Source organism: Oribacterium sp. P6A1 (assembly GCF_000702885.1).
Lineage (GTDB): Bacteria > Bacillota > Clostridia > Lachnospirales > Lachnospiraceae > Oribacterium.
Genome location: NZ_JNKO01000009.1, coordinates 120,438 through 141,851, shown reverse-complemented (window position 1 = coordinate 141,851; position 21,414 = coordinate 120,438). Strand labels below are relative to the sequence as shown.

Genomic DNA, 21,414 nt, shown 5'->3' with positions numbered 1-21,414 from the left:
ACAAATTGTTTCTGCATACTGAGATACATTATAACCATTGGCAGTGAAGCTATCAGTATACCTGCTAACATGGTAACGTAATCGGATTTTAAGTCTCCCTGAAAGGTCATAAGACCAAGTGGGATAGTTATTAGATTTCTTGACTCAAGGAAAATATTGGCGAACAGGAACTCGTTCCAGACAAAGTTTAGATTTACTATTGCTGCAGATGCTAATACAGGCTTTGAAATAGGAAGTATTATCTTATGGAAGATTTGAAATCTTGTAGCGCCATCGAGTATTGCGGCTTCCTCAAGCTCTTTAGGGATCCCCAGAAAATATGATCTTAAAAGGAACATTGTAAATGGAATACGGAATGATATATAAGGCAGGACGACAGCCCAACGGGTATTATATAGTCCTATTGCCTGAATCATTTTAAACAGAGGAACTAGTGCTACCTGTTCAGAGAGGGCCATTCCTCCCAATACGATCAGAAACAATGCGTTTTTTCCGGGTAGATCCAATCTTGTGAGTCCATAGGCTAGTAAAGAAGAGAGGATCAGTATACCGCAAAGTGCCATTGCACTTGTGACCAGCGAACTGAAGAAGTAATTGTACAGGCCTTTATTCCAGGCATTTATCCAGTTTTGAAATACTGGAACAGTGGGTAGTGCTATTGAGTCGCGGAACATTTCCTGATTTGTTTTTAATGAGTTAAGAAACAGCCAACATATTGGAAGTAAGATGACAAGTACCAGTATCATCAGAAAAAGATGAATCAGGAAAGCCATAAAGATACGCTTTGTATTTATATGCTGTTTATTCATTTTATTATCTCCTTAATCCTGACCTGATTTGGTTAATTTAAGCTGGATTATCGAAAGAGTTACGGTTATTACAAATATTAGTACGCCTGTTGATGCAGCCATACCCATGTCATCATGAAGGAAAGCATTCTGATAAAGGAACAGACCTAATACTTGAGAAGCATTTCCAGGACCGCCGCTTGTTGTGGTATAGACTTCTGTGAAAAGTTTAAACGCACCGATGATTGTTATGATAGAACATACGAGTAACTGCTCTTTGGCTAGTGGGATATATACACTTAGTGCACGGCGTAATGGACCTGCGCCGTCGATTATAGCGGCTTCTACATAATCCAATGAGACATTTTGAAAAGCAACGATCATAAGCATTGCTATATAGCCGGTATATTGCCATTGACTCATTGCTATAATACAGAATATGGCCAGATTACGATCACCCAACCATATTTGCTGTAGATCAGGACGACCGATCGTTTTTAAAAATCCATTTAACATTCCTGCCATGGGATTATATATAAAATTAAACATCAGGCCAACAGCAGTGAGAGAAATCAAAGATGGAATAAAATAAACACTTCTATAGAAGCTTCCCATTTTGCCGACTAATTTATTTTCTAGTACAAGTGCTATGATAGTTCCAAAGCCAACCTGTACAATTAAAGAGATAATACAGTAATAGATGTTATTTCGTATCATTATTGGGAATGTTTCATTGGTGAATAATCGTCGATAATTATCCAGTGCAACAAATTTCATACTCGTTGAGTAGGATGAAAGACGAAAGAAACTGTATATAAAATTAGTAATGATAGGAACATAAACGAATGCCAGTACCATGAAAAGGCCGGGCGCAATATAAAGATAAAGTGATTTTTTTACTTTTTTTCTATTCATAAAAACCTCCTCGATTGCCATGCTTAATCAGATGCTGCATGTTGTTATGTTTATGATCGATGGGAAAATGTTATAAATAAAGCTGCTGCCAGTTGACTTGTCATCTTTGGCAACAGCTTTTATCAGGCGTGATTTGTTACTCTTTACAATTAAAGTATAGACCGACAGCAATTAGCTTATTAATGATTTGGCCTCTTTAGCTGTAGCCTGAATTTTTGCCATGGCTTCCTCTGATGTTACATCACCATTAATGACATCTGAAATCTGCCTTAGATATTCTTCACAAACTGTAGAATATAGGGATGCGTCAAACCATGGACCCATCTTCTCTGCATTTATAATAAGGTTATAAGCCTCTTTTAAGCCCTCATCGGTAAGATTATCAGCTACACCTTTGGATGCATTGAACCATCCAACAGATTCTGCCTGCTGTGCACCGACTTCAGGTCCCAGGAACCATTTTAGGAAAGCTACACATTCATCAGGATATTTTGTGTTTGCAGAAATGACAAAGCCCTCAGGCTCTCCTGTAAGAATATCTGGATTTCCGTCGCCCTCAACAGTAGGGAACATAAACATACCCCAGTTAAAATCAGTACCTTCTGTTTCCTGATAAATGTTTGTGATCTCAACAAGCTCTATATAACATATAGCGGCCTGACCTGTTGTGAAAAGTTGACGAGCCATGTCGTGAGTCATACCGTTGACTCCAATGTTCATATAAGGGACAAGCTGTTTAAAGTCATCCAAGGCTTTAACATATCCTGGATCTGTAAATAAGCTTGTGGTTGGCTCGAAATCAGAAGCTCTGACATCATCAGCTACTAACATCTGATTTAGAGTTCCGATATAATGAGCGCCAGGCCACTGATCCTGATTGCCCTCTGCCAATGGGGTGTATGTTCCGTCGGCTTTTATTGTTTCCAGAACTGAGAGGAATTCATCCCATGTTTTTGGTATTTCAAGTCCGAGCTTTTCAAAAATATCACGATTATAAGCAAACACCTTGCCATCAAGTCGGAATGGAATTCCGTAGACCATGCCGTCAGAAGTTGTATAGTTAACCATCTGTGATTCAATAAGACTGTCTTTCCACTCACTATCTTTTTCGAGATATGGCGTAAGATCAAGTATCAAATTCTCTCGGATAAATCTTTCGGAGAACTCACCCGCCCAACTATAATAAATGTCTGGTTCTTCTGCAGTACCGACTACAGTTTTGATTTTCTCCTTAAAAGGCTGGTTCTGTGCGCTGGTTACAACGATATCAATATCTGGATGTGCTGCTTCGTATTCTGCTATTTTTTCCTCGATGAAAGAATTGGCAGGATCCTCAGGGAAACGGTGGAAGAACTTGATCGTTTTTACATCGTTGCCTGATGTATCACTGGCGTTTGCAGCATTGCTGTCAGCATTAGTGCCAGATGTGGTTTCATTACCGGATTTTGTACCATTAGAAATGTCGGCGGAAGACCCACATGCTGCGAGAGAAGCTGACATTGCAGCAGTAAGTCCAAGTGCCAATAAACGCTTGATTGTAGATTTCATCATTTCCTCCTTATTCATACACTCCTCTATGTATGTTTGTTGGAAACATTATATAACATCATATCAACAGTAACAACTAAATATTTTAAATTACATAAATATTGTTGCAACTTAATTAGATGTATAACAAAAATATGTGCAAAATATATAAGAGCCTTCCAAGAAGGCTCTTAATTGTAATATAACGTCATAATAAATAATTATTACTGGAATATATAATGGTTATAAATCATCTGATTATAGTCAATGTGTAGTGTTCAGGATTAATGATAAGTTTTGTATAGTGGATAACATTGCGCTCAGCATCCATTACCGTTTCTCTGTGAAGTAATAATGGCTGTTTATCAGGGAGTTCCAGTGCTTCCTGTTCCTGCTCGGAAGGAAAACATATTGAAACGGTTTTAATGTAATGTACAGGTATCGTACCATGGCTTTTTAATATTTTATAAATTGATCCGTTCAGGTTTTCACTAAGGATATAGCCATATTTTTCTGGAAAATAGTTTTCTTCAAGCATTACCTTCCATTCGTCACACCCGCGGATCCTACGTATGCATAAAACCTTATCGCCTTCATTGATGTTAAGATGTTTTGCTATACTTATAGATGCTTTTTTCCATTCAAGTGATAAAAGTTCTGCTGAGGCTTTACATCCATTCATTTCACAGCTTTCTGTAAAACTCATGACACCTTCCATCACACGATTTAATTTTTTTGAAGCTACAAATGTACCAATGCCCTGCTTCTTAACAACAAAACCCTCGTCAGACAACAATTCCATGGCTTTACGTACAGTGATGCGGCTTACATTATATGCTTCACTAAATTCCTGTTCAGTCATAAGTTTATCGTCTTCTTTGAGCTGTCCGGTAGAAATTTGATTTTTGATTGATTCAACCAATTGTTGATATAGTGGTGTTGCTGATTTCTTTTCCATAAATATCATCCTATAATGTATTATAAACAGTATATTATTTATTATAGCAGATTCATAAAATATGTAAAAGCATGTTAGCGTTTAAGGACAAATAATAAAGAAAAACATATTGTCAACGAATGCATTTCTGTACGCGGAACCCGAATTCCTGCTTCAGAAGGAAGTATCAGAAATAGGAAGTTATTTTTCAATACTGAAGACTATTGCAGCTGGAAATCACAAGCTGGGTAAGATTGCAGCTGCGTTAGAAGTCCATCAGATTAAACTTACATCCTATCTAAAGAATCTGATGGACCTTGATATCATCGAAAGAGAAGTGCCTATTACAGAGGAGCATCCAGAAAAAAGTAAGATGGGCTTATATAACATCAAGGATAACTTCATCTCATTCTGGTTTAAATTTGTTTATCCGAATAAAAGCCTTCTTGAATCAGGAAGATCAGATTTCGTAGAGGAGAAGATACATAAGAACCTGATAGATAATCACGTTTCCTATGTTTACGAGGATATATGCAGGCAAAGGACCTGGGACCTCTTATCTGATTCACTTATGTTTAACAGAGTAGGCAGATGGTGGGGTTCAAAGGATGTAGAGATCGACATCGTGGCCTACGATTCAAATGGCAAGGATATCCTTTTCGGGGAATGCAAATATTCCAAAAAAGGGACTATCTGTTCTTGATGCTCTGAAGAATAAATCTAGGGAGGTGAAATGGAATATGGAGGACAGAAAAGAGCACTTTGTAATCTTTTCAAAGAGTGGCTTTACTGACGAGCTGTTGGAATATGCGGAGAACAATCATAATGTTTATTTAAGAGCAGATACGTAAAGTATTGAGCTGTCAGAAATACGAATTATAAGACAAATTGTTGTGAATTCAAGAATTGGCCGGAAGGCATAAAAATATTGGCCGGATTTTATTTGAAGTACAAAAAAAGCACGTAATTTCAAGGGTTTATTCACTTTAAACACGGTTTGATGAAAACCGGTATAAACTACTGAGTTGATAGAAGATTATTTTAATACAACCTTATTCCTGCCTGTTTCTTTTGCTTCATAGACGCCGGAATCAGCCCTTTTAACAAAGGACAGCATATTATCTTCATTTCTTGCCATGGTGGCGCCTGTACTGATGGTGATATGTTTGGTAGTTATAAAGCAGGTTTCATCGATGGTTTTTCTAATTTTTTCGGCAAAACCAATAAGGTCATCCGTGGATTCGGCCGGATACAGATAGATAAATTCTTCTCCGCCCCATCTTCCGAAGGTATGGTCGTCCTTCAAAAACTCTTTTATGATGTTAACTACAGCAAGAAGTGCCATATCGCCTATATCATGTCCATAAGTATCATTTATGGATTTGAAATGATCGATATCAAAGAATAGCAGTCCATAGGATTTTCCATGGCGGTTCAACTCGAGACATTCATCTATCTTGATTTCCAGTTCCCAGCGATTGTAAATTTTTGTCAGCTGATCGGTATAGGCTATTTTACCTAGTTCTTTATTGACTGAATCAAGCTCTTTTGAAGTACTCTCAAGAAAAGCCAGAATACGATCAATAAAAGGAATCTCCTTGTCCGGTGTGCTGCGGGAAAATGAATAGGGGACAGGGTCTCTTTTTGTTATGAAGACATCATCACCTTTATCAGTTTCCTTCAGTCCCACAACAACAAGAGAACTGTTCATATCGGCACCTTTTCCTCCTGCAGGAAAGAACAGTTCGGCATATCCTGTAACGATGGACAGCTGATCATAATACTTATAGTATTGAGCTATCTCTTTCAGGAAGTCTTTTCCCAGAAATCTGAGCCGGTTTCCGCATTCAAAAAGATAAACCGCTTCCGGAGAAAAGGTATTTAAATCCTTGACGGATTCTCTTGTCAAAGCAAGCAGACGGTCGGCAGTAGCATAGGATAATCTGAAATGATCACCTGTATATATGTCGGAAGTAAGGTGAATTGCACCATCCTCATCACAGGCAGCAGGTACTCTGGCTATCTGCATTCCGTCACGATCGATTATAAGAGGAAATTCACATACATTTTCAACGAAATACTGATTCGGACTCACCTTTAGATATTTCTCATAAATCTCGGTCGCCGGTTTTTTATCTATTTCAGTAATGATGTTATCACCAAGGGTCTCGGTGACCATCATCTCTGTCCCTATGGGCTGCCACCCAAAATTATTATCCATGTATATTTTCAGGTTTTTGCTTAAAAAGACGATGACAACAAAACCATTCTGATATACCTGATTTCCATAGACATGTGCGATGTTCTTTCTGGTAATACTTCTCCCGGCTTTCACCCCAAAGACAGGAATTTTTCTATGGCTGAATTCCTTCATAAAGGTTTGTATGGATATACTTTTGGTTGAGTAAAAGATCTGCAGGCATTTTATATCCTCCATTTCATCCATCAGCTCATTCATGATACGTCCGGCTACAAAGGCAGTGAAATTATCCATATTGAAATCATACTGAATAAGGGTGGTGTTCTTGAAAAAAGTCACTGAAAGAACGATGGGATTATCTGTGAGATCGAATTTGTCTCCGGCAATATTGGCAGATGTGATACCTGAGATACATGCTGAAGGAAAAGCCTGAAATATTGATTCAACAAGCAAATCTTCATCTATATCAAGCCTTGCGTTATATAATTGCATCATAATGCCGGAAGCGGTAGTGTATGCTGCTTCCGAGTGTATTACTTCGATAACCGATTGAAGTTCATCAAGTGTGAAAAAGCGGTATGTTTTCTGGATCATAGCGGCTCCTATATGTGGTGAACAACCAGTTACAGTAAAATGAATACCTTAAAAATCACCTGGTTTGAGATTTGAAGTTGCATTATTAAATTGTCATAAATCTATCTGATTAAAATTGTAAAAGTCAGCATAATTTCCGTCAACAAAAAATTTTTCTTTGTGATAAGGAAATGATTATTTATATTTTATGACGTGAGTGGAGAATACTTATGACACTTATATCATAAAAAATAAAGACAGCTATGCTCATCTGAAACATAGCTGTCTTTTATTGTGTTTCGCAGCTTCTCCATTGATTAAAATCGAAAGAAGATTAGCTGTTCAGATCATCAGACAAAGCTGTTATCTGAGACTGTAATATACGAATTTTGCTCCTGTAGGTATACCATGGGCACGAAGGCTTTCTTCCAGGCCGGAACGTAGGTCCTCAGGAATAGCTTCAGGCAGATGTACCGTTACATCATCAGGGATACCTTCAAAGGTGTCAGGCTGATAATGCGGGATTCCGCTGGCGGAATTATCGGAGTCTATCTCATTGATAATAGAAGTATTAAACCATATATCCTTAAGAGCAGTATTGCCTGCAAGAATTCTTGATCCGATTCCGTCTCCGCACTGGCCGCGGAAGTAAGCAGAGGTAAAGGTGGAATCCTTGAAGGCTTCATCCACGATTCCATATACATTGCCTGTCAGCCACCAGTCATCATCTCTGTACAGATGATAGTTAGGTATACCAAGCTTGTCACTGTTACCGTGATATCCTGTTATCATACCTGCACTGGTACAATCGAAGTCGAAGGTACTGTCAGGAATGAAGTCTCTTGAGGAACCAATCCATGCAATGTCCTGATATCCTATAGAGAGCAGGAACCGGTCAAGTGCATCAGCCTCTTCAACGGTAGCGTCAGATGGAAGGTAAACCTGATAACTGAAGCTTGTGGCATCATAGAAATGTCCCTGGAGCTGAGACGCTGCATCATAGACACCGTCAAGATACAGACAGCTTCCCTCAAGCTCCTGATGATCGGAAAATACATGCTTATAGGCATCTTCCATGTATACGTAGTCTGCCTGAATTGCTCGCTCGCCTATTTCTGCTTCAGGACACAGGATAACGATGCAGGCTGCACCGAAGGTTGCGCTGTCACCAATCTTCGTGACAGTAGAAGGAATCACGAGAGTATCCAGGGTAGTTGAATTGAAACAGCCTTCAGGTATCTCTGTAAGCCCCTCCGGAAGAGTGATATACGGAAGACCGAACATGGATGCAAATGCACTTTCTCCGATGGTTGTCACTGTCTCAGGAAGTTCTATCCTTTGCAGGTTGTGGCAGTTTACAAATGCTCCCATACCAAGCTCTTTAAGGTCAGATGGGAACTCTATCTCAGAAAGCTTAGCGCCATCAAAAATATAGTCTGCTGAAAGAACCGCACCTGCTGCGAAGCTTATCTTATCAAAACCACTTTCATCAAATGCATGAGAATCATATTCCGCAGAGCTTCCCTTGAATGTTCCTGTACCGGAACCCATATAAGCGCCGGAACCGACATAAGATACACTTTCCGGCAATACTACGTCCTTCAGATTAGGGCAGTCACGAAAAGCGTTCTGGTAGATAAAGTTCAGGGTTTCGGGAAGTACAACCGTTTCAAGATTTGTACAACCGAAGAAAGCATTGCCCTGAATCTCAGTTACGCCTTCAGGTATGACGATTTTTCTGACAGAAGTATTGCCCTTAAATGCATTAAAACCGATGTAGACTGTGTTGTAGTCGCCGATCACTGATGGGATATCAACTTCTTCATCTGAACCGGAGTATGACATGATACTGCCTCCGTCAGACAGAAGACCGTTTACTTCAGCTGTACCGGGCTGATGCCAAGCATCTGGATCGAGTTTTACCGAATTCATAAGATCCACAAACTGTTCGTTGTCAAGGAAAGCCTTGAACTCATCCGGTCCGAAACTGTTGTTGGAAACATGAACATTGGCACACATCCTGTCGCTGAATTTTGAGAACAGGTGCATGGAATACAGTATGGTCGGTTCAGAAGTTTCATCCTTTTCAAAGGTATGCTTGGCGATAACACCTATCCAGTCATTACTTCCATAGGTACGACTGAACTGTTCACCCTCGTACTGATCCACATGATGCTGAGGATCCGGATTGTATTGTGTTGACATGGTGATTCCTCCGGTGAGGGCGTTCGAATGCATATTTGCCACCAGAGAGTTTTCACCGACTTTGACAGGCCAGCGGGCCGGGAAGGATGCAGTGATACCGTTTGCGGTATATTCCTTTCCGTCAGGAGTTTTTATACATTCAAAACTGTTCAGCACGGCGCGCAGCTTACTGTTGTATAGATAGTGGTAAATGTTAGTATCATCTTTAGGGTTAAGAGCCTCAAGACGAATGTGCATGCCCAGCCATTCTCCTACAAGAGTCTCGCCATAATCCACGATGATGTCAACAGCCGGCGTATCGGTTTCATTGGAAGGGTGAAGCCATCCTTTTCGTATATTGTTGGCCCATACCCTGACAGGGAACCCGGAAAGAGTACCTGCCACATCCTTTGACCAGTCGGTTTTTACCACGTTACCGTCATAAATAACTGTATTGCTGACATTGTTAACTATGTTGTTCAGAGAGAAATTATCAGGGCGGAACATCAGTTTCCAACCGTCTTCCTCATCTGTGACAGTTATGTGTCCCATGTTTTTCCCTCTGCCTTCATTAACAGCAGTGACACCTTTCGGCAGCCTGAGAATCAGATTTTCTTCTTCAAATATCTGTTCTGTAAGATCATAATCCTTATTGATTTTCGGAATGGGAGAGGTGGAATTCAATTCATTCTTTACAGGCTCTTCTTCCACAAAAGGCGCTTCAGTCTGCGTTGTTTCTGCTTCTGTGCCAGGACTTGAAGTCGGGCTCTTACCGGAGCATGCAGCAAGACCTAAAACTAAAGCTGCACAGAAGATACAAATCAGAGATTGATTCTTCATAAAATACCTCCGTATTGATTAAATTGATAAATTTAAGAATCCCCTCACAGAAAATGGAATTTTATAGCGTTTCATCACTCCTTCCCTATAATTTAAAGCTCTCATTTTTTTACACACATGTGTTACTTAAACAATGCTGACTTTACAGTACTGTTTTTGAAACACAGAGTTTAAACACGATCAACTCAATCTATAGTCAATTATACCATTGTCGGAACTATATTTGTTCTAGAAGAAAAAATTATACTGACATTTAAAAATAAGAAATTGATAGGAAGCAGGTTTCCGGTATGCGAAGCATAAGAGGACAGCCGCAGCGTTCTCTATGTATAAATTATGGTTATATTTGCCAAAGGCGCTTATTTAATATTTAAATCAGTTGTTAATCTTGACCATAACAAATTTTTTTATTATACTTATAGAATAACTGTAAGCGTTTACACAGCAATGTTGTAATTTACACAAGGAGGGAAAATGAGATGAAGAATTTGAAGAAAATTATCGCCATTGCTCTTGCCGGAGTGATGACAATGGGAGCGATTGTCGGGTGTGGAAGTTCAGGAAATTCCGGATCCGGCTATCCGACTAAAGGCGTGACTGTTATCTGCCCATGGAGTGCCGGCGGCGGAACAGACTCCTGCTTAAGAGCTTTTTCAGATGCTCTTGGCAAGGAACTCGGCCAGACTTTCACCGTTGACAACCGTACAGGCGGTGGTGGTGTTGTAGGTCATGAGGCAATCGCCAATGCAGAAAAAGACGGTTACACTATCGGCATGATCACATTTGAGCTTTCAACCTATGGTCCTCTTGGCACAAGCCAGCTCACCAGTGACAGCTATGATCTTTTGTGCCGTGTTAACACGGATGCTGCATCTGTTACAGTAAATGCTAAATGGGCTCAGGAAAACGGTATTACAGATCTTAAGAGCTTTATTGATTACTGTAAGGCTCATCCGGGAGAAGTACAGATGGGTGGTTCTTCCAATGCTTCCGTTTGGCATATTGCCGGTGGTTATCTCATGGAGGAGACCGGTATCGATATCCATATGATCACTTACGAAGAGGGCGCAGCAACAGCTGTTCAGAATGCAGCCGGTGGTTTCATTAACGGTGTTACTGTATCTCTTGCTGAGGCTCGTTCTTTCATAGAGTCAGGTGATCTCATTTGTCTTGGTGTCATGGATGAGGAGCGTAATCCTGCATTCCCCGATGTGCCAACATGTAAGGAACAGGGCGTCAACGCTACTTATTTCACATGGCGTGGACTTGCAACTCCAAAGGGACTTGATGAATCACAGCTTACTACTTTGAGAAATGCCTGTGCCAAGGCTATCGAGAATGAGGATTTCAAGTCTTATATGAAGAATGCAGGTCAGACCATCAGCTATCTCGATGCTGATGCCTACGGCGCTTTTCTCAAGCAGAATGCAACAGATGTAGCAGCTGCTATGAAGGCTCTTGGAATGTAAAGCATATCATAACCGGGAGAGATAAAAGGCTCTGCTCTATAATTTGAGCTGTCAAATGTATGTTCGTCCAGACATGACATGTGTTTGACAGCCTTATCGCGAATAAAAAAATCATAGCATGCCGGCGGCGCGCTATGATTTTTTAACCTTTAATTGCTTGCGGATCTGATGGCATCCCGGCCTGGATCCGCTTTTTAAACAGAAAGGACATTCATGAAAAATAAATTCAACACGGTGGCCTTCTCAAATCTGATCGGTTCCGTAGTCTTCCTTCTTATCGGGATTGTGAGCTGGATTATGTCAACCAGATTCCAGACTGTGAAAGGCAACTATGTCCAACCCGCTGATTTTCCGCAGATAATGATCATAGGTCTCGTGTTCTTTGCGGCTATACTTTTTATCATATCATTACTGAAACTCATAAATATGAAAGATGACGATCCGGAGGCTGCTCCTGCACCGGTTCTTAATCCTGTTAAGGATAAAGGCATGCAGGCATCGCTCATAGTTATCGTCATTTGCATAGCTTATGTGGCGCTCTTCAGTTTACTGGGGTATGTGATTGTATCTGCCCTGGCCTGCCTGATTATCATGTTCCTCATCGGCAAGCGCAACTGGAAAGTCATGATATCGGTATCCATATTGGTTCCTCTTGGAATGTGGCTTCTTTTCTATACACTGCTAAAGGTTAACATCCCATTGGGACCTCTTGCCTTCCTGCGCGATATAGTGGATATGATTTTTTAAGGAGGATGTACGATGGATTTCGGATTATTGTTTTCAAGCTATCTTGAAGTGTTCTTAAATCCCCAGGTACTTCTGATGACTCTTGTGGGAGCATTGGGGGGAGTTTTGCTGGGAGCTATTCCCGGAATGACTGCCACCATGGGTGTGGCACTTCTGGTACCGTTCTCCTTTGGAATGGATCTTATACCGGCTATCGGACTGCTGCTTGGAATCTACTGCGGAGGTATGTATGGAGGCTCTATTTCTGCAATACTTATTCATACACCGGGAACACCTTCTGCGGCGGCAACTACTATCGATGGTTATCCGATGACCAGAAACGGTCAGGCCGGACTGGCGCTGTCGGTGGCGATGTTCTCATCCTTCTGCGGAGGAATCATAGGTGCTCTTATCATGACCTTCCTGTCACCGGTGATTGCCAAGGCAGCTATGAGCTTTGGCCCCGGAGAGATGTTCATGCTGGCTATTTTCGGTCTCAGTGTAATCATTTCAATATCCGGAAAAAGTGTTATCAAGGGTATGATATCAGCATTTTTCGGTATGCTCATCTGTACTGTGGGTCTTGACCCCACTAACGGAGTGGCACGATTCATCAGCTATTCTCAGACCTCACTTCTGGAGGGCTTTGCCTTTATTCCGGCACTGATCGGTATGTTTGCTGTTGCCGAGGTTATAGGCGGCGTGGAGAAGATAGTAAGGGGAGAGGAGAAGCAGCTCACCTCCAATGCAAGGATCGACAGAGTGCTTCCTGATATGAAGACCATTAAGAAGATTTGGCCCAATATCTTGAGCGGAGCAGTAATCGGTACTTTTATAGGTGCCATTCCCGGAGCAGGCGGAGACATCGCCGTGTTTGTATCTTATGGAGCCAATAAGTCAGCCAGCAGACATCCTGAGCTTTGGGGTACCGGTATACCAAACGGAGTTGCCTCAACTGAGTCAGCCAACAACGGCTGTTCAGGAGGTGCAATGATTCCTCTTTTAAGCCTGGGTGTTCCGGGAGACGCTGTAACAGCGGTTCTACTCGGTGCTTTTATCATGAAAGGCATACAGCCCGGCCCTATGATGTATGTTTCCAATCTGCCTATCGTCTACAGAGTATTTGCTGCTCTCATGGTAGCCAATCTTGCCATGCTGGTGGTAGGCTGCGCCGGTGTCAGATTTTTCACCAGGATAGTCTCTGTTGAGAAGACTATGCTGTATCCTGTCATCATGGTCATATCTCTTCTGGGCGCCTATGCGATCAATAAAAATGTCTTTGATGTAGGAGTATGCATTGGCTTCGGTATATTTGGCTGGATCATGAACAAGTATGAGTTTCCTTTGTCGCCAATCCTGCTTACTCTTATTCTCGGGCCAATGTGCGAGAAGAACTATGCGCGCTTTATGAATATCCATAAGGGTGAGATCATGGAAATATTTAATTCGCCTATCGCCATGACTTTCCTTGGAGTAGCTATACTTGTAATCATTTACTCACTTTGGAACCAGCGTAAGATTACCAAAACTCTGACACTGGATAGCTCATTAAAATCCGCAAGTTAATAATTTAAGAGGTTTTTATATCCGGTATGATAAACCGAGTATACTGGGTATACCGGGTTTAAAATGTCAAAGGGGCTGTCGCACTAAAGCGACAGTCCCTTTAAATTAGAACGCTATAAACTCATTCCCGTTCTGCCTTCATGGATTTCTTATTTTCGTACATCAGGCCGTCAGCCCGTTTGAAAACTGATTCCACACCGGAATCATTGTAAGGGTCATAGAGGGTCCATCCGATTGCTGCAGATACACGCTCCCAGGGATCCAGAGATTCGTCATTTGAGCTTTCTGTAATTATATCCTTGAATTTTTGAATCAGGGCATCTGCCTCATCATAATCACTGTTCTTCAGGATGACCACGAACTCATCTCCGCCTATCCTGAAAACAGGAGAGTGGGCAAAATTCACACAGACTATGCGGCATAGCTTTTTGATTGCAACATTGCCCTTTTCGTGACCATAGGTGTCATTGATCTTTTTCAGGAAATTGAGATCGATCATGGCGATTCCGAATTTTTCATCATCTTCTTCACTGAGGTGCAGTTCTATGAGCTGCACTTCTTTTTCGTAAGCATTTCTGTTTCTTATTCCCGTCAGATTATCCCGGTCTGCCTGAATGCTCAGCTCAGCATTTTTTGCCTGGGCGGTCTTAAGTTCCAGGATGGTGGTATTCAGAGTGTTCATATACTCATGGATACTTTTTATCATGGATGCGATCTGCATGGAAAGGGCGGTGATTTCGTTTCTGCCCTTGGCATTCTTGATGATAATGTCCGCAATGGAAGGATCTTTGCTATCCGTATATGATTGTACCTCAGCCTGAAGATGTGAAATCTGTTTGATGCAGATCTCATTAATAAAGATAAGAAGAAGCCCCATGGACACGACGATAATCACACCGACAACCGCCATCTGCTCAATGGCGTTTTTCAGGATATCCTTGTTAATCTTTTCCGTAAATGTTTCTGCACCTACTATTCCCACAAGTTCACCGTTCATGTAAAGCGGGGTATAGAAAGCATAGGTTTTTCCGTAGGAATTTAAAGACTCATCAAAGCCTGTCTGCTGTTCACCGGTCTCCCAGGTTTTCCATAGCTTTTCGTGGCCTTCCCGGGGCATATCAACAAGGTCGCACATACGCATGCGTGTTTCGTCATCAACATAGGGTCTTCTTCCGGAATCAATGATGTAATACATCTCATCGGAACCGTCTCCCTTAGGGAACAAAAGCATGGCATAGGGAACGTTCATGGTTTTTTCTGCCTTCCAGAATATGTCGGACCAATACAGATAGTTATATATAGTGCAGGCCTCACTGGTTTCCTTATCAAAATCCTCGTAGCTGTAATCTTCACCGAATTCAAGATCCGGAAACTTTTTATCAAGAAGGTTATGGAAATAATACTCCGCTTCAGAGCAGTCGGTATCAAAATCAATAGGGAGATAAAGTTCGTCTCTGTGATTAATGAGATAATCTTTGAAAAACGGAAATTCATCGGAATCATCTTCTACAAGAATGCACAGAAAACCGGAGACAGCCTGTATCTGATCCTGACAATTCTTCAGGTATCTCTTATACTCCTGCCTGTAGGTGATGTAACCGCTTGTACTGACCGCTATGACAGTGATCAGCAGAAAAACTATAAGCAGTTTGAAAATTAAACTGTCGGTTTTTCGATTCATTTGGCTCCTTTGATTTAGTTCGTGAATTCCGTGATAAGAGGTCTTAAGAACCGGAAAAATGATTGCTGATTTAAGCTATAGAATCCGGTTCACACTACTTATATATATTTCGACAGAAAAGCTGAGTTTTATCAGAAAAAATTGTTTTTAGTGGTAAAACTGCTGAGTTGTAAGCCAGGGTAAGCGGTAAAACACCGGACATAGAGACGCATGGATAACCGGCTTATGCAGTGCATAGAAAGTGGTAATATAAAAAGTGTTTTTTGTCGATGTATGTATATATATTTTGACCATTGCCTGATGCGTATGGAAAGGAGGGAACCGGTCGTGAATGACAAAGCCAATGAAAGACAGCTGAGTATCATATTCCTGGTCATCATCGGCGCTTTTGCTTTATTCATGCTTACCATTGCCTACCTCAGCACCGGCCTTATGCTGAACTATCAGGAATCCGAGACTAAGATGGTTGTGGTTGAACTGTCTTATGTCCTTGATGATACTGCCGGTAAAAGCTGGTCCGGAAACAGGGATTTGAATGTCACAAAGATTTTCAATGATCATACCGCAGGCAGGGCAAATGAAGGGATATCACTTTGGCTTACAGACTCATCAGGGAATATTCTTGCACAAGCCGATAACAATAAATCGGAGTTTCCTTCGAAGTATCTGAACACGGATACGGAGGGTTCGGGTATGTCCGTATGGACCAGCGGAACAAAGCTTTTTCTTGCGGACAGAGAAATATGTATATCCAACAGTTTTTTTCATGGAAACTATCGTTTGATAGTCGTAAATGATGGTTCAAATGAAAGACAGATACAGCGCATGCAGTATGCGGTGATTTTTTCTCTCGGGGTGATTCTGGTCATAGTGCTCATAGTGCTGATATCAAACATCATCTCCAGATACAATACAAAGCTGATAAGGCTTGCCACTACGGATGAACTGACGGGGCTGGCAAACAGAAAGTCCTTCACGGCGGATTTCAAAAGGAAAGCTGAACAGATGCCTGCGGCGGCTGACAGACAGTCGCTCTTTCTTCTGGATATAGACTTTTTTAAACAGATAAATGACTTAAACGGTCATGCAAGCGGAGATGCGGCGCTGGTTCTTTTGGCTGACCATATAAAGGAACTGGTTTCGAAAAACGGAGGTATGGCTGGAAGATGGGGAGGAGACGAATTTATAGGTCTCATCAATCTTCCGGCTAAGGAAGCCTATTCGGTACTTCTTGATATGTGCGATGAAATCCGGGAGGATTCCGAAAAAGAAGTATGCTCTTTTACAGTGAGTGTGGGTGTAACTCCTGTTTACAGAGCCATGACATTATCCGAATTATGCGAAAATGCAGATATCGCCCTGTATGAGTCAAAACAGAATGGTCGGAACACGGTCACCGTTTTCAGTAATTCGAAAAAAGAAGCAGCAGAGAAAGAAACCGCCGGGGTAAAGGAAGTCCTAAGCTTCGGCTCATCAAATGTCTCTGACAGTACTTCGGGATATAAGCCGGAAACACCGGGGCAGAGTATGTCACAGATGACTGAAAGTCTCATCAGTGTATTGAAGGAGCGGTTTCTTTCAAGCGTGGTTTTTGCGGTTAAGTGGATGACACCCTTTGTTGCAGGCGGCGGTATTCTGATTGCCCTTGCTTTTCTTTTTGATGCGGCAAGTATCGATCTTTCATCCCTTTCTGTTGATGAAAGATCAGACCTCGGTTCCATCACATCCATAGCTACATATATAAAATTTTTGGGAGATACTACCTTTAACTTTATGCTCCCTGTTTTTTCTGCATTTATGGCATACAGTCTTGCAGGAGAATCAGCATTTATGGCTGGTTTTGTAGGCGGATATATGGTGATAAATACCAACTCCGGATTCATAGGTGCGACTCTGGCCGGGCTTGCGGCAGGGGTGATCAGCAGAGAGATAAATCTCTTTATGAACCGGCTTCCCAAATTCTTCAGGGGCGCTGCTCCTATCATCATTTATCCGGTATTCAGCCTGACCATAGTTCAGGCCATATCATTTTTTATTATCAGCCCCATCACCAATGCCTTTGGCTCGGTTTTCAATATTTTTCTGAATTTTGCCAAATCCCGTGGTATTCATGTGGTGTGCACGGTTGCGGCAGGAATGATGTCGGTAGACATGGGCGGAATAATCAACAAAATAGCGTACAACTATGGGCTTTCTTCCATAGACTCCAAGGAAAGCATCATTATGGCTGCAATCATGGCAGGAGGTATGGTTCCCCCTATAGGTATCGCCCTATCTACTTTTATCTTTAAGAATATGTTCAGTAAGGAGGAACGGCAGGGCGGAATGGTATCCCTGTTTATGGGACTTGCGTTTATTACGGAAGGAGCAATTCCCTATGTGATCATAGACGTCTTCAGAGTCATACCTTCATGCATTGCAGGTTCCGCACTTGCAGGATTTCTTTCATCAATCTTCGGATGCACCCTGCCGGCGCCCCATGGAGGCATATTTGTTCTGCCGGTGGTGGGACACCCCTTACTTTATTGTGTTGCCATCGGAGGAGGCTCCATGTTCACAGCTCTGATTCTTGGAATACTTAAGAAACGAAAGAATAGGGCAAAGTTTTAAGAAATAATCCCTTTAAGCTCATATCGTACTCATATGATTATTATTTATTTGGGGCGAGGGGAGCATGGCAGAAACTCATATTTACAGGCATATCGCAGGCTGTCTGTCACAGTACTGTCAACATATTGTAGTGCTTTAACAGTCGTATATCCTCTTTTGATATCTTAAGCATATTGATGAGTTCTTCGTCTTCCTTCATACGCTCATGGCAGATGATCATCTTTGTTGCCATGGGCATAAGGGGTCTCGTGGAAAGTCCCTGCCAGAGTCCCCACTTGTAGGTGAAATCCAGGGATGTGGCGAGAATCTGTATACTGACCTTCTCCAATGGAAAATGTTTATTTATAAGCTGAACATTGCTTAAGGCATCAAAATGCTCTATGGTACCGTAATAGGTGTTTTCACAGACAGGGTAGTGGTCGTAGTCTGAAAAATTCAGGTATCCCATGAGCTTCTGTTGATTATCAACGTCCGAATGACTCACATCGAAACGCATTCGCAGAACAGAATTGGAACGTCCGTCATACCAGTATCCGTAGAAATGTGTGAGATCCCTGAAAAAATGCGGGATTTTGCTTCCTCTGTATTCATTATTATGCACAGGCTTTTCGTAGAGAAGCTGTTCAATGTTTACATCCAGGGCATTTGCAATATCATATAGTGTGGAGATGTCGATAGATATCTCCCCTTTTTCATATTTGGACACAGTGGCCTTGCTTTTACATATGTTTTTTGCCAAATCGTCCAGAGTCATCTTTTGTTTCTTTCTGTACAATCTGATTTTATCGCCTATATCTGAAAGTACTTCCTGCATTCTTTATGAGCCTTTCCCCAAATTAAGTTAGTTGCTGTACTACGGAACCTGACACAAATCATGTGAAAGGTGTCACAATGTTTCATTAAAATTGAACAATTCACGGTTTTTTTATAATTGTGTAAGCATTAAGTAAAATGATAGCCTTATAAAGTTGATTTGTCAATTTTGACGATACTTTTCATGAAAAAGTTTCATGCGGAGAAACTGACATATTTTTGTCATGCTGTTTTTATTCTGATACACTACATGTAAATATTGGCGAACACAAAGGTCGGTTTAGTAAGAACACAAGCCGTTATCCGTTGGTAAACTGATGGATAAAACTAAACTTCACCTGAAAAGTTGAAAGGAGACAACAAAGTGAACAGACCAATTATCGGAATCTCCACCAGTATCATCATCGATGAAGGTGGTATGTTTCCAGGATATCATAGATCTTATGTGAACAGGGATTATGTAAGATCAGTTCTTGCAGCAGGAGGAATCCCTATCATGATACCCATGTCCGGAGATAAGGAAGCGGTCTCAACAGCGCTTTCTCTCTGCGATGGATTGATTCTCTCAGGTGGACAGGATGTTTACCCTTTAAATTACGGAGAAGAGCCTCATCGTGGACTTGGGGGTGTTTGTCCTGAGCGTGATGAATTTGATTATGCTCTTTACAGAGAAGCAAAGGAAAAGGATATGCCTGTTCTCGGAATCTGCAGAGGTTCACAGATCATAGCAACAGCAGAGGGGGGAAAGCTGTATCAGGATCTAAGTGAGATGGACAATGCTTTGAAGCATAATCAGGGACATACCCCGGACATGCCAAGTCATCATGTAAACATTGCCGAAGGAACAAAACTTCATAAGATTTTCGGAGAAAACCGTATAGCGGTTAATTCTTTCCACCATCAGGTGATAAAGAGCGTAGGAGAGGATTTTACAGTTGCAGCAACAGCTCCGGACGGCGCAATCGAGGGTCTTGAGCATAAAACTGCAAAATTTATCGTGGCAGTGCAGTGGCATCCTGAGATGATGCACGCAACAAACGAGCACATGCTCAATCTTTTCAAGGCGCTGGTTGATCAGTGCAGATAACTCAATCCGATAGTATAGAAATATTTCAAGGAGATAGTCATGGAACAAAAAGCAAAACTTAAATTCTGGTCCATAGTCATGCTGACCATCAACTCAATCATCGGAACAGGTATCTTCCTGTCACCGGGCGGAGTTGCGAAGCAGTCAGGAAGTATGGCACCTTTCATTTATATATGCGCTGCAGTATTCGCAGTAATCCTTGCCCTTACCTTTGCAAGCGCGAGTAAGTACACCCGTGAGAGTGGGGCGGCTTACGCTTATGTAAGAACTGCTTTCGGAGACGATGCAGGTCTCTATGTAGGAATCACAAGATTCGTTTCTGCAAGTATCGCCTGGGGCGTTATGGCAACCGGAGTTATCAAAACAGCATTCCAGATTCTTGGATATCAGTCAGCTGATATTACCTTCGGCATGCAGACTGTAGGATTTATCATTCTCATGATTGTTCTCTTCATTGTAAACGTTATGGGAACAAAGATCTTCTCACTGGTTTCCAACCTTTCAACCATCGGCAAGTGTGTTGCTCTTGTTATCGCAATTTTCGCAGGCATAGTCATTGCCATGATGACAGGAAACCACATGGCGGAAGTAGATGCTCTTGTTAATGCTGACGGCATCAAGATTGTACCTGAGATGACAACAACCAACTTCGTAACAGCACTTGTTGCAGCTTTCTATGCATTCACAGGATTTGAGAGTGTTGCCAGCGGAGCAGAAGACATGGAAGAGCCGGAGAAAAATCTTCCGAGAGCTATTCCTGTTGCTATCGGTATCGTTGCAGCAATCTACTTCGGAATCATTCTCACAGCCATGATGATCGATCCTGTTGCTATGGTAACAAGTTCATCCGTAGTTGTTCTTGCAGATGTTTTCCAGAATCCTCTTATAAAGAATATCGTTGTCATCGGTGCCTTCGTATCAATGTTCGGTATCAATGTAGCTTCTTCATTCCACACACCGAGACTTCTTGAGGCTATGGCTCACAGAAAGCAGGTTCCTGCAGTATTTGCAAAGAGAAATGCAAAGGATATCCCTGTTAATGCCTTCATCATTACAACATTGTTTGCAATCGTTATCCCTATGGCATTTGCTTATGACATGAAGGGTATCATGATCATTTCAACCATTGCTCGTTTCGTACAGTTCATTCTCGTACCTATCGCGGTTATCATGTTCTTCTACGGAAAGACCAAGAATCCTACAGTAGAGACAGCTAAGAAGAACTTCACAACTGACGTTGTGGTTTCTGTACTTTCACTTGTACTTACAGCACTTCTTCTTTTCAAGTTCAACTGGGCTGGAAGCTTCTCAACCACAACAGAAACCGGTACAAGTCTTAACTACTTTGCAATAGTATCAATGATCATAGGATATGTAATTATCCCTATCTTTGTTTACTTCTACGCAAAGAAACAGAAATAATTCCAAATCACTGATATAAGCGTCGGTATTAGGAGAATAAATCTTTTAGGCCGACGCTCCCCTTAAACAAAAATCA

Annotated in this window: 15 protein-coding genes; 7 read left to right on the top strand and 8 right to left on the bottom strand. The window is 41.6% G+C overall.

Annotated elements, in window-relative coordinates; translation table 11 throughout:
- From T515_RS08510 to T515_RS08495, 4 genes are all read right to left on the bottom strand, one after another.
- Positions 1 to 809 (bottom strand): carbohydrate ABC transporter permease (locus T515_RS08510; protein WP_036609772.1); only part of this gene is annotated, 809 nt, incomplete at its 3' end.
- 12 nt (positions 810 to 821) lie between these two features.
- Complete coding sequence (locus tag T515_RS08505; protein WP_036609770.1) at positions 822 to 1,703, bottom strand: carbohydrate ABC transporter permease; 882 nt, start codon at positions 1,701 to 1,703, stop codon at positions 822 to 824.
- A gap of 171 nt (positions 1,704 to 1,874) precedes the next feature.
- Entirely contained in the window at positions 1,875 to 3,251 is a 1,377-nt protein-coding gene (locus tag T515_RS08500; protein ID WP_036609820.1) for an ABC transporter substrate-binding protein, read from the bottom strand.
- A 229-nt stretch (positions 3,252 to 3,480) separates the two neighbouring features.
- The gene (locus T515_RS08495; protein ID WP_051671578.1) at positions 3,481 to 4,188 is read right to left on the bottom strand and encodes a GntR family transcriptional regulator; all 708 of its coding nucleotides are present in this window, start codon (positions 4,186 to 4,188) and stop codon (positions 3,481 to 3,483) included.
- Positions 4,189 to 4,297: 109 nt separating this feature from the next.
- Here T515_RS08495 and T515_RS08490 point away from each other — a divergent pair, with 109 nt between their 5' ends.
- Complete coding sequence (locus tag T515_RS08490; protein WP_051671577.1) at positions 4,298 to 4,870, top strand: ATP-binding protein; 573 nt, start codon at positions 4,298 to 4,300, stop codon at positions 4,868 to 4,870.
- Positions 4,871 to 5,203: 333 nt separating this feature from the next.
- Here T515_RS08490 and T515_RS08485 read toward each other — a convergent pair whose 3' ends face one another.
- Positions 5,204 to 6,961 carry a sensor domain-containing diguanylate cyclase gene (locus T515_RS08485; protein WP_036609766.1) on the bottom strand — a complete coding sequence of 586 codons (1,758 nt, stop codon included), beginning with the start codon at positions 6,959 to 6,961 and terminating at the stop codon, positions 5,204 to 5,206.
- A 342-nt stretch (positions 6,962 to 7,303) separates the two neighbouring features.
- Entirely contained in the window at positions 7,304 to 9,964 is a 2,661-nt protein-coding gene (locus T515_RS08480; RefSeq protein ID WP_036609764.1) for a leucine-rich repeat domain-containing protein, read from the bottom strand.
- A 479-nt stretch (positions 9,965 to 10,443) separates the two neighbouring features.
- On the opposite strand from T515_RS08480, the gene T515_RS08475 reads away from it, so the two are divergent.
- The 3 genes from T515_RS08475 (at position 10,444) to T515_RS08465 (ending at position 13,725) form a co-directional block, all read left to right on the top strand.
- The gene (locus T515_RS08475; protein ID WP_036609762.1) at positions 10,444 to 11,433 is read left to right on the top strand and encodes a Bug family tripartite tricarboxylate transporter substrate binding protein; all 990 of its coding nucleotides are present in this window, start codon (positions 10,444 to 10,446) and stop codon (positions 11,431 to 11,433) included.
- Between the two features lie 213 nt (positions 11,434 to 11,646).
- On the top strand, positions 11,647 to 12,180 hold the full coding sequence (locus tag T515_RS08470) for a tripartite tricarboxylate transporter TctB family protein (protein ID WP_036609760.1): 534 nt from the start codon (positions 11,647 to 11,649) through the stop codon (positions 12,178 to 12,180).
- A gap of 12 nt (positions 12,181 to 12,192) precedes the next feature.
- A complete protein-coding gene (locus T515_RS08465; RefSeq protein WP_051671576.1) occupies positions 12,193 to 13,725 on the top strand; it encodes a tripartite tricarboxylate transporter permease in 1,533 nt (510 codons plus the stop codon).
- A gap of 121 nt (positions 13,726 to 13,846) precedes the next feature.
- On the opposite strand, the gene T515_RS08460 is transcribed toward T515_RS08465, so the two are convergent.
- Positions 13,847 to 15,406 (bottom strand): GGDEF domain-containing protein, encoded by a 1,560-nt coding sequence (locus T515_RS08460; protein WP_036609758.1) that lies wholly within the window; start codon positions 15,404 to 15,406, stop codon positions 13,847 to 13,849.
- 327 nt (positions 15,407 to 15,733) lie between these two features.
- Between T515_RS08460 and T515_RS16605 the strand changes: the two genes are divergently transcribed.
- Positions 15,734 to 18,016 (top strand): fructose-specific PTS transporter subunit EIIC, encoded by a 2,283-nt coding sequence (locus T515_RS16605; protein ID WP_051671575.1) that lies wholly within the window; start codon positions 15,734 to 15,736, stop codon positions 18,014 to 18,016.
- A gap of 106 nt (positions 18,017 to 18,122) precedes the next feature.
- On the opposite strand, the gene T515_RS08450 is transcribed toward T515_RS16605, so the two are convergent.
- Positions 18,123 to 18,830, bottom strand: a complete 708-nt coding sequence (locus T515_RS08450) for a helix-turn-helix domain-containing protein (RefSeq protein ID WP_036609756.1) — start codon at positions 18,828 to 18,830, stop codon at positions 18,123 to 18,125.
- Positions 18,831 to 19,193: 363 nt separating this feature from the next.
- Between T515_RS08450 and T515_RS08445 the strand changes: the two genes are divergently transcribed.
- Complete coding sequence (locus T515_RS08445) at positions 19,194 to 19,916, top strand: gamma-glutamyl-gamma-aminobutyrate hydrolase family protein (protein WP_036609754.1); 723 nt, start codon at positions 19,194 to 19,196, stop codon at positions 19,914 to 19,916.
- 39 nt (positions 19,917 to 19,955) lie between these two features.
- Positions 19,956 to 21,338, top strand: a complete 1,383-nt coding sequence (locus tag T515_RS08440; RefSeq protein ID WP_036609752.1) for an APC family permease — start codon at positions 19,956 to 19,958, stop codon at positions 21,336 to 21,338.
- The last annotated feature ends 76 nt before the right edge of the window (positions 21,339 to 21,414 follow it).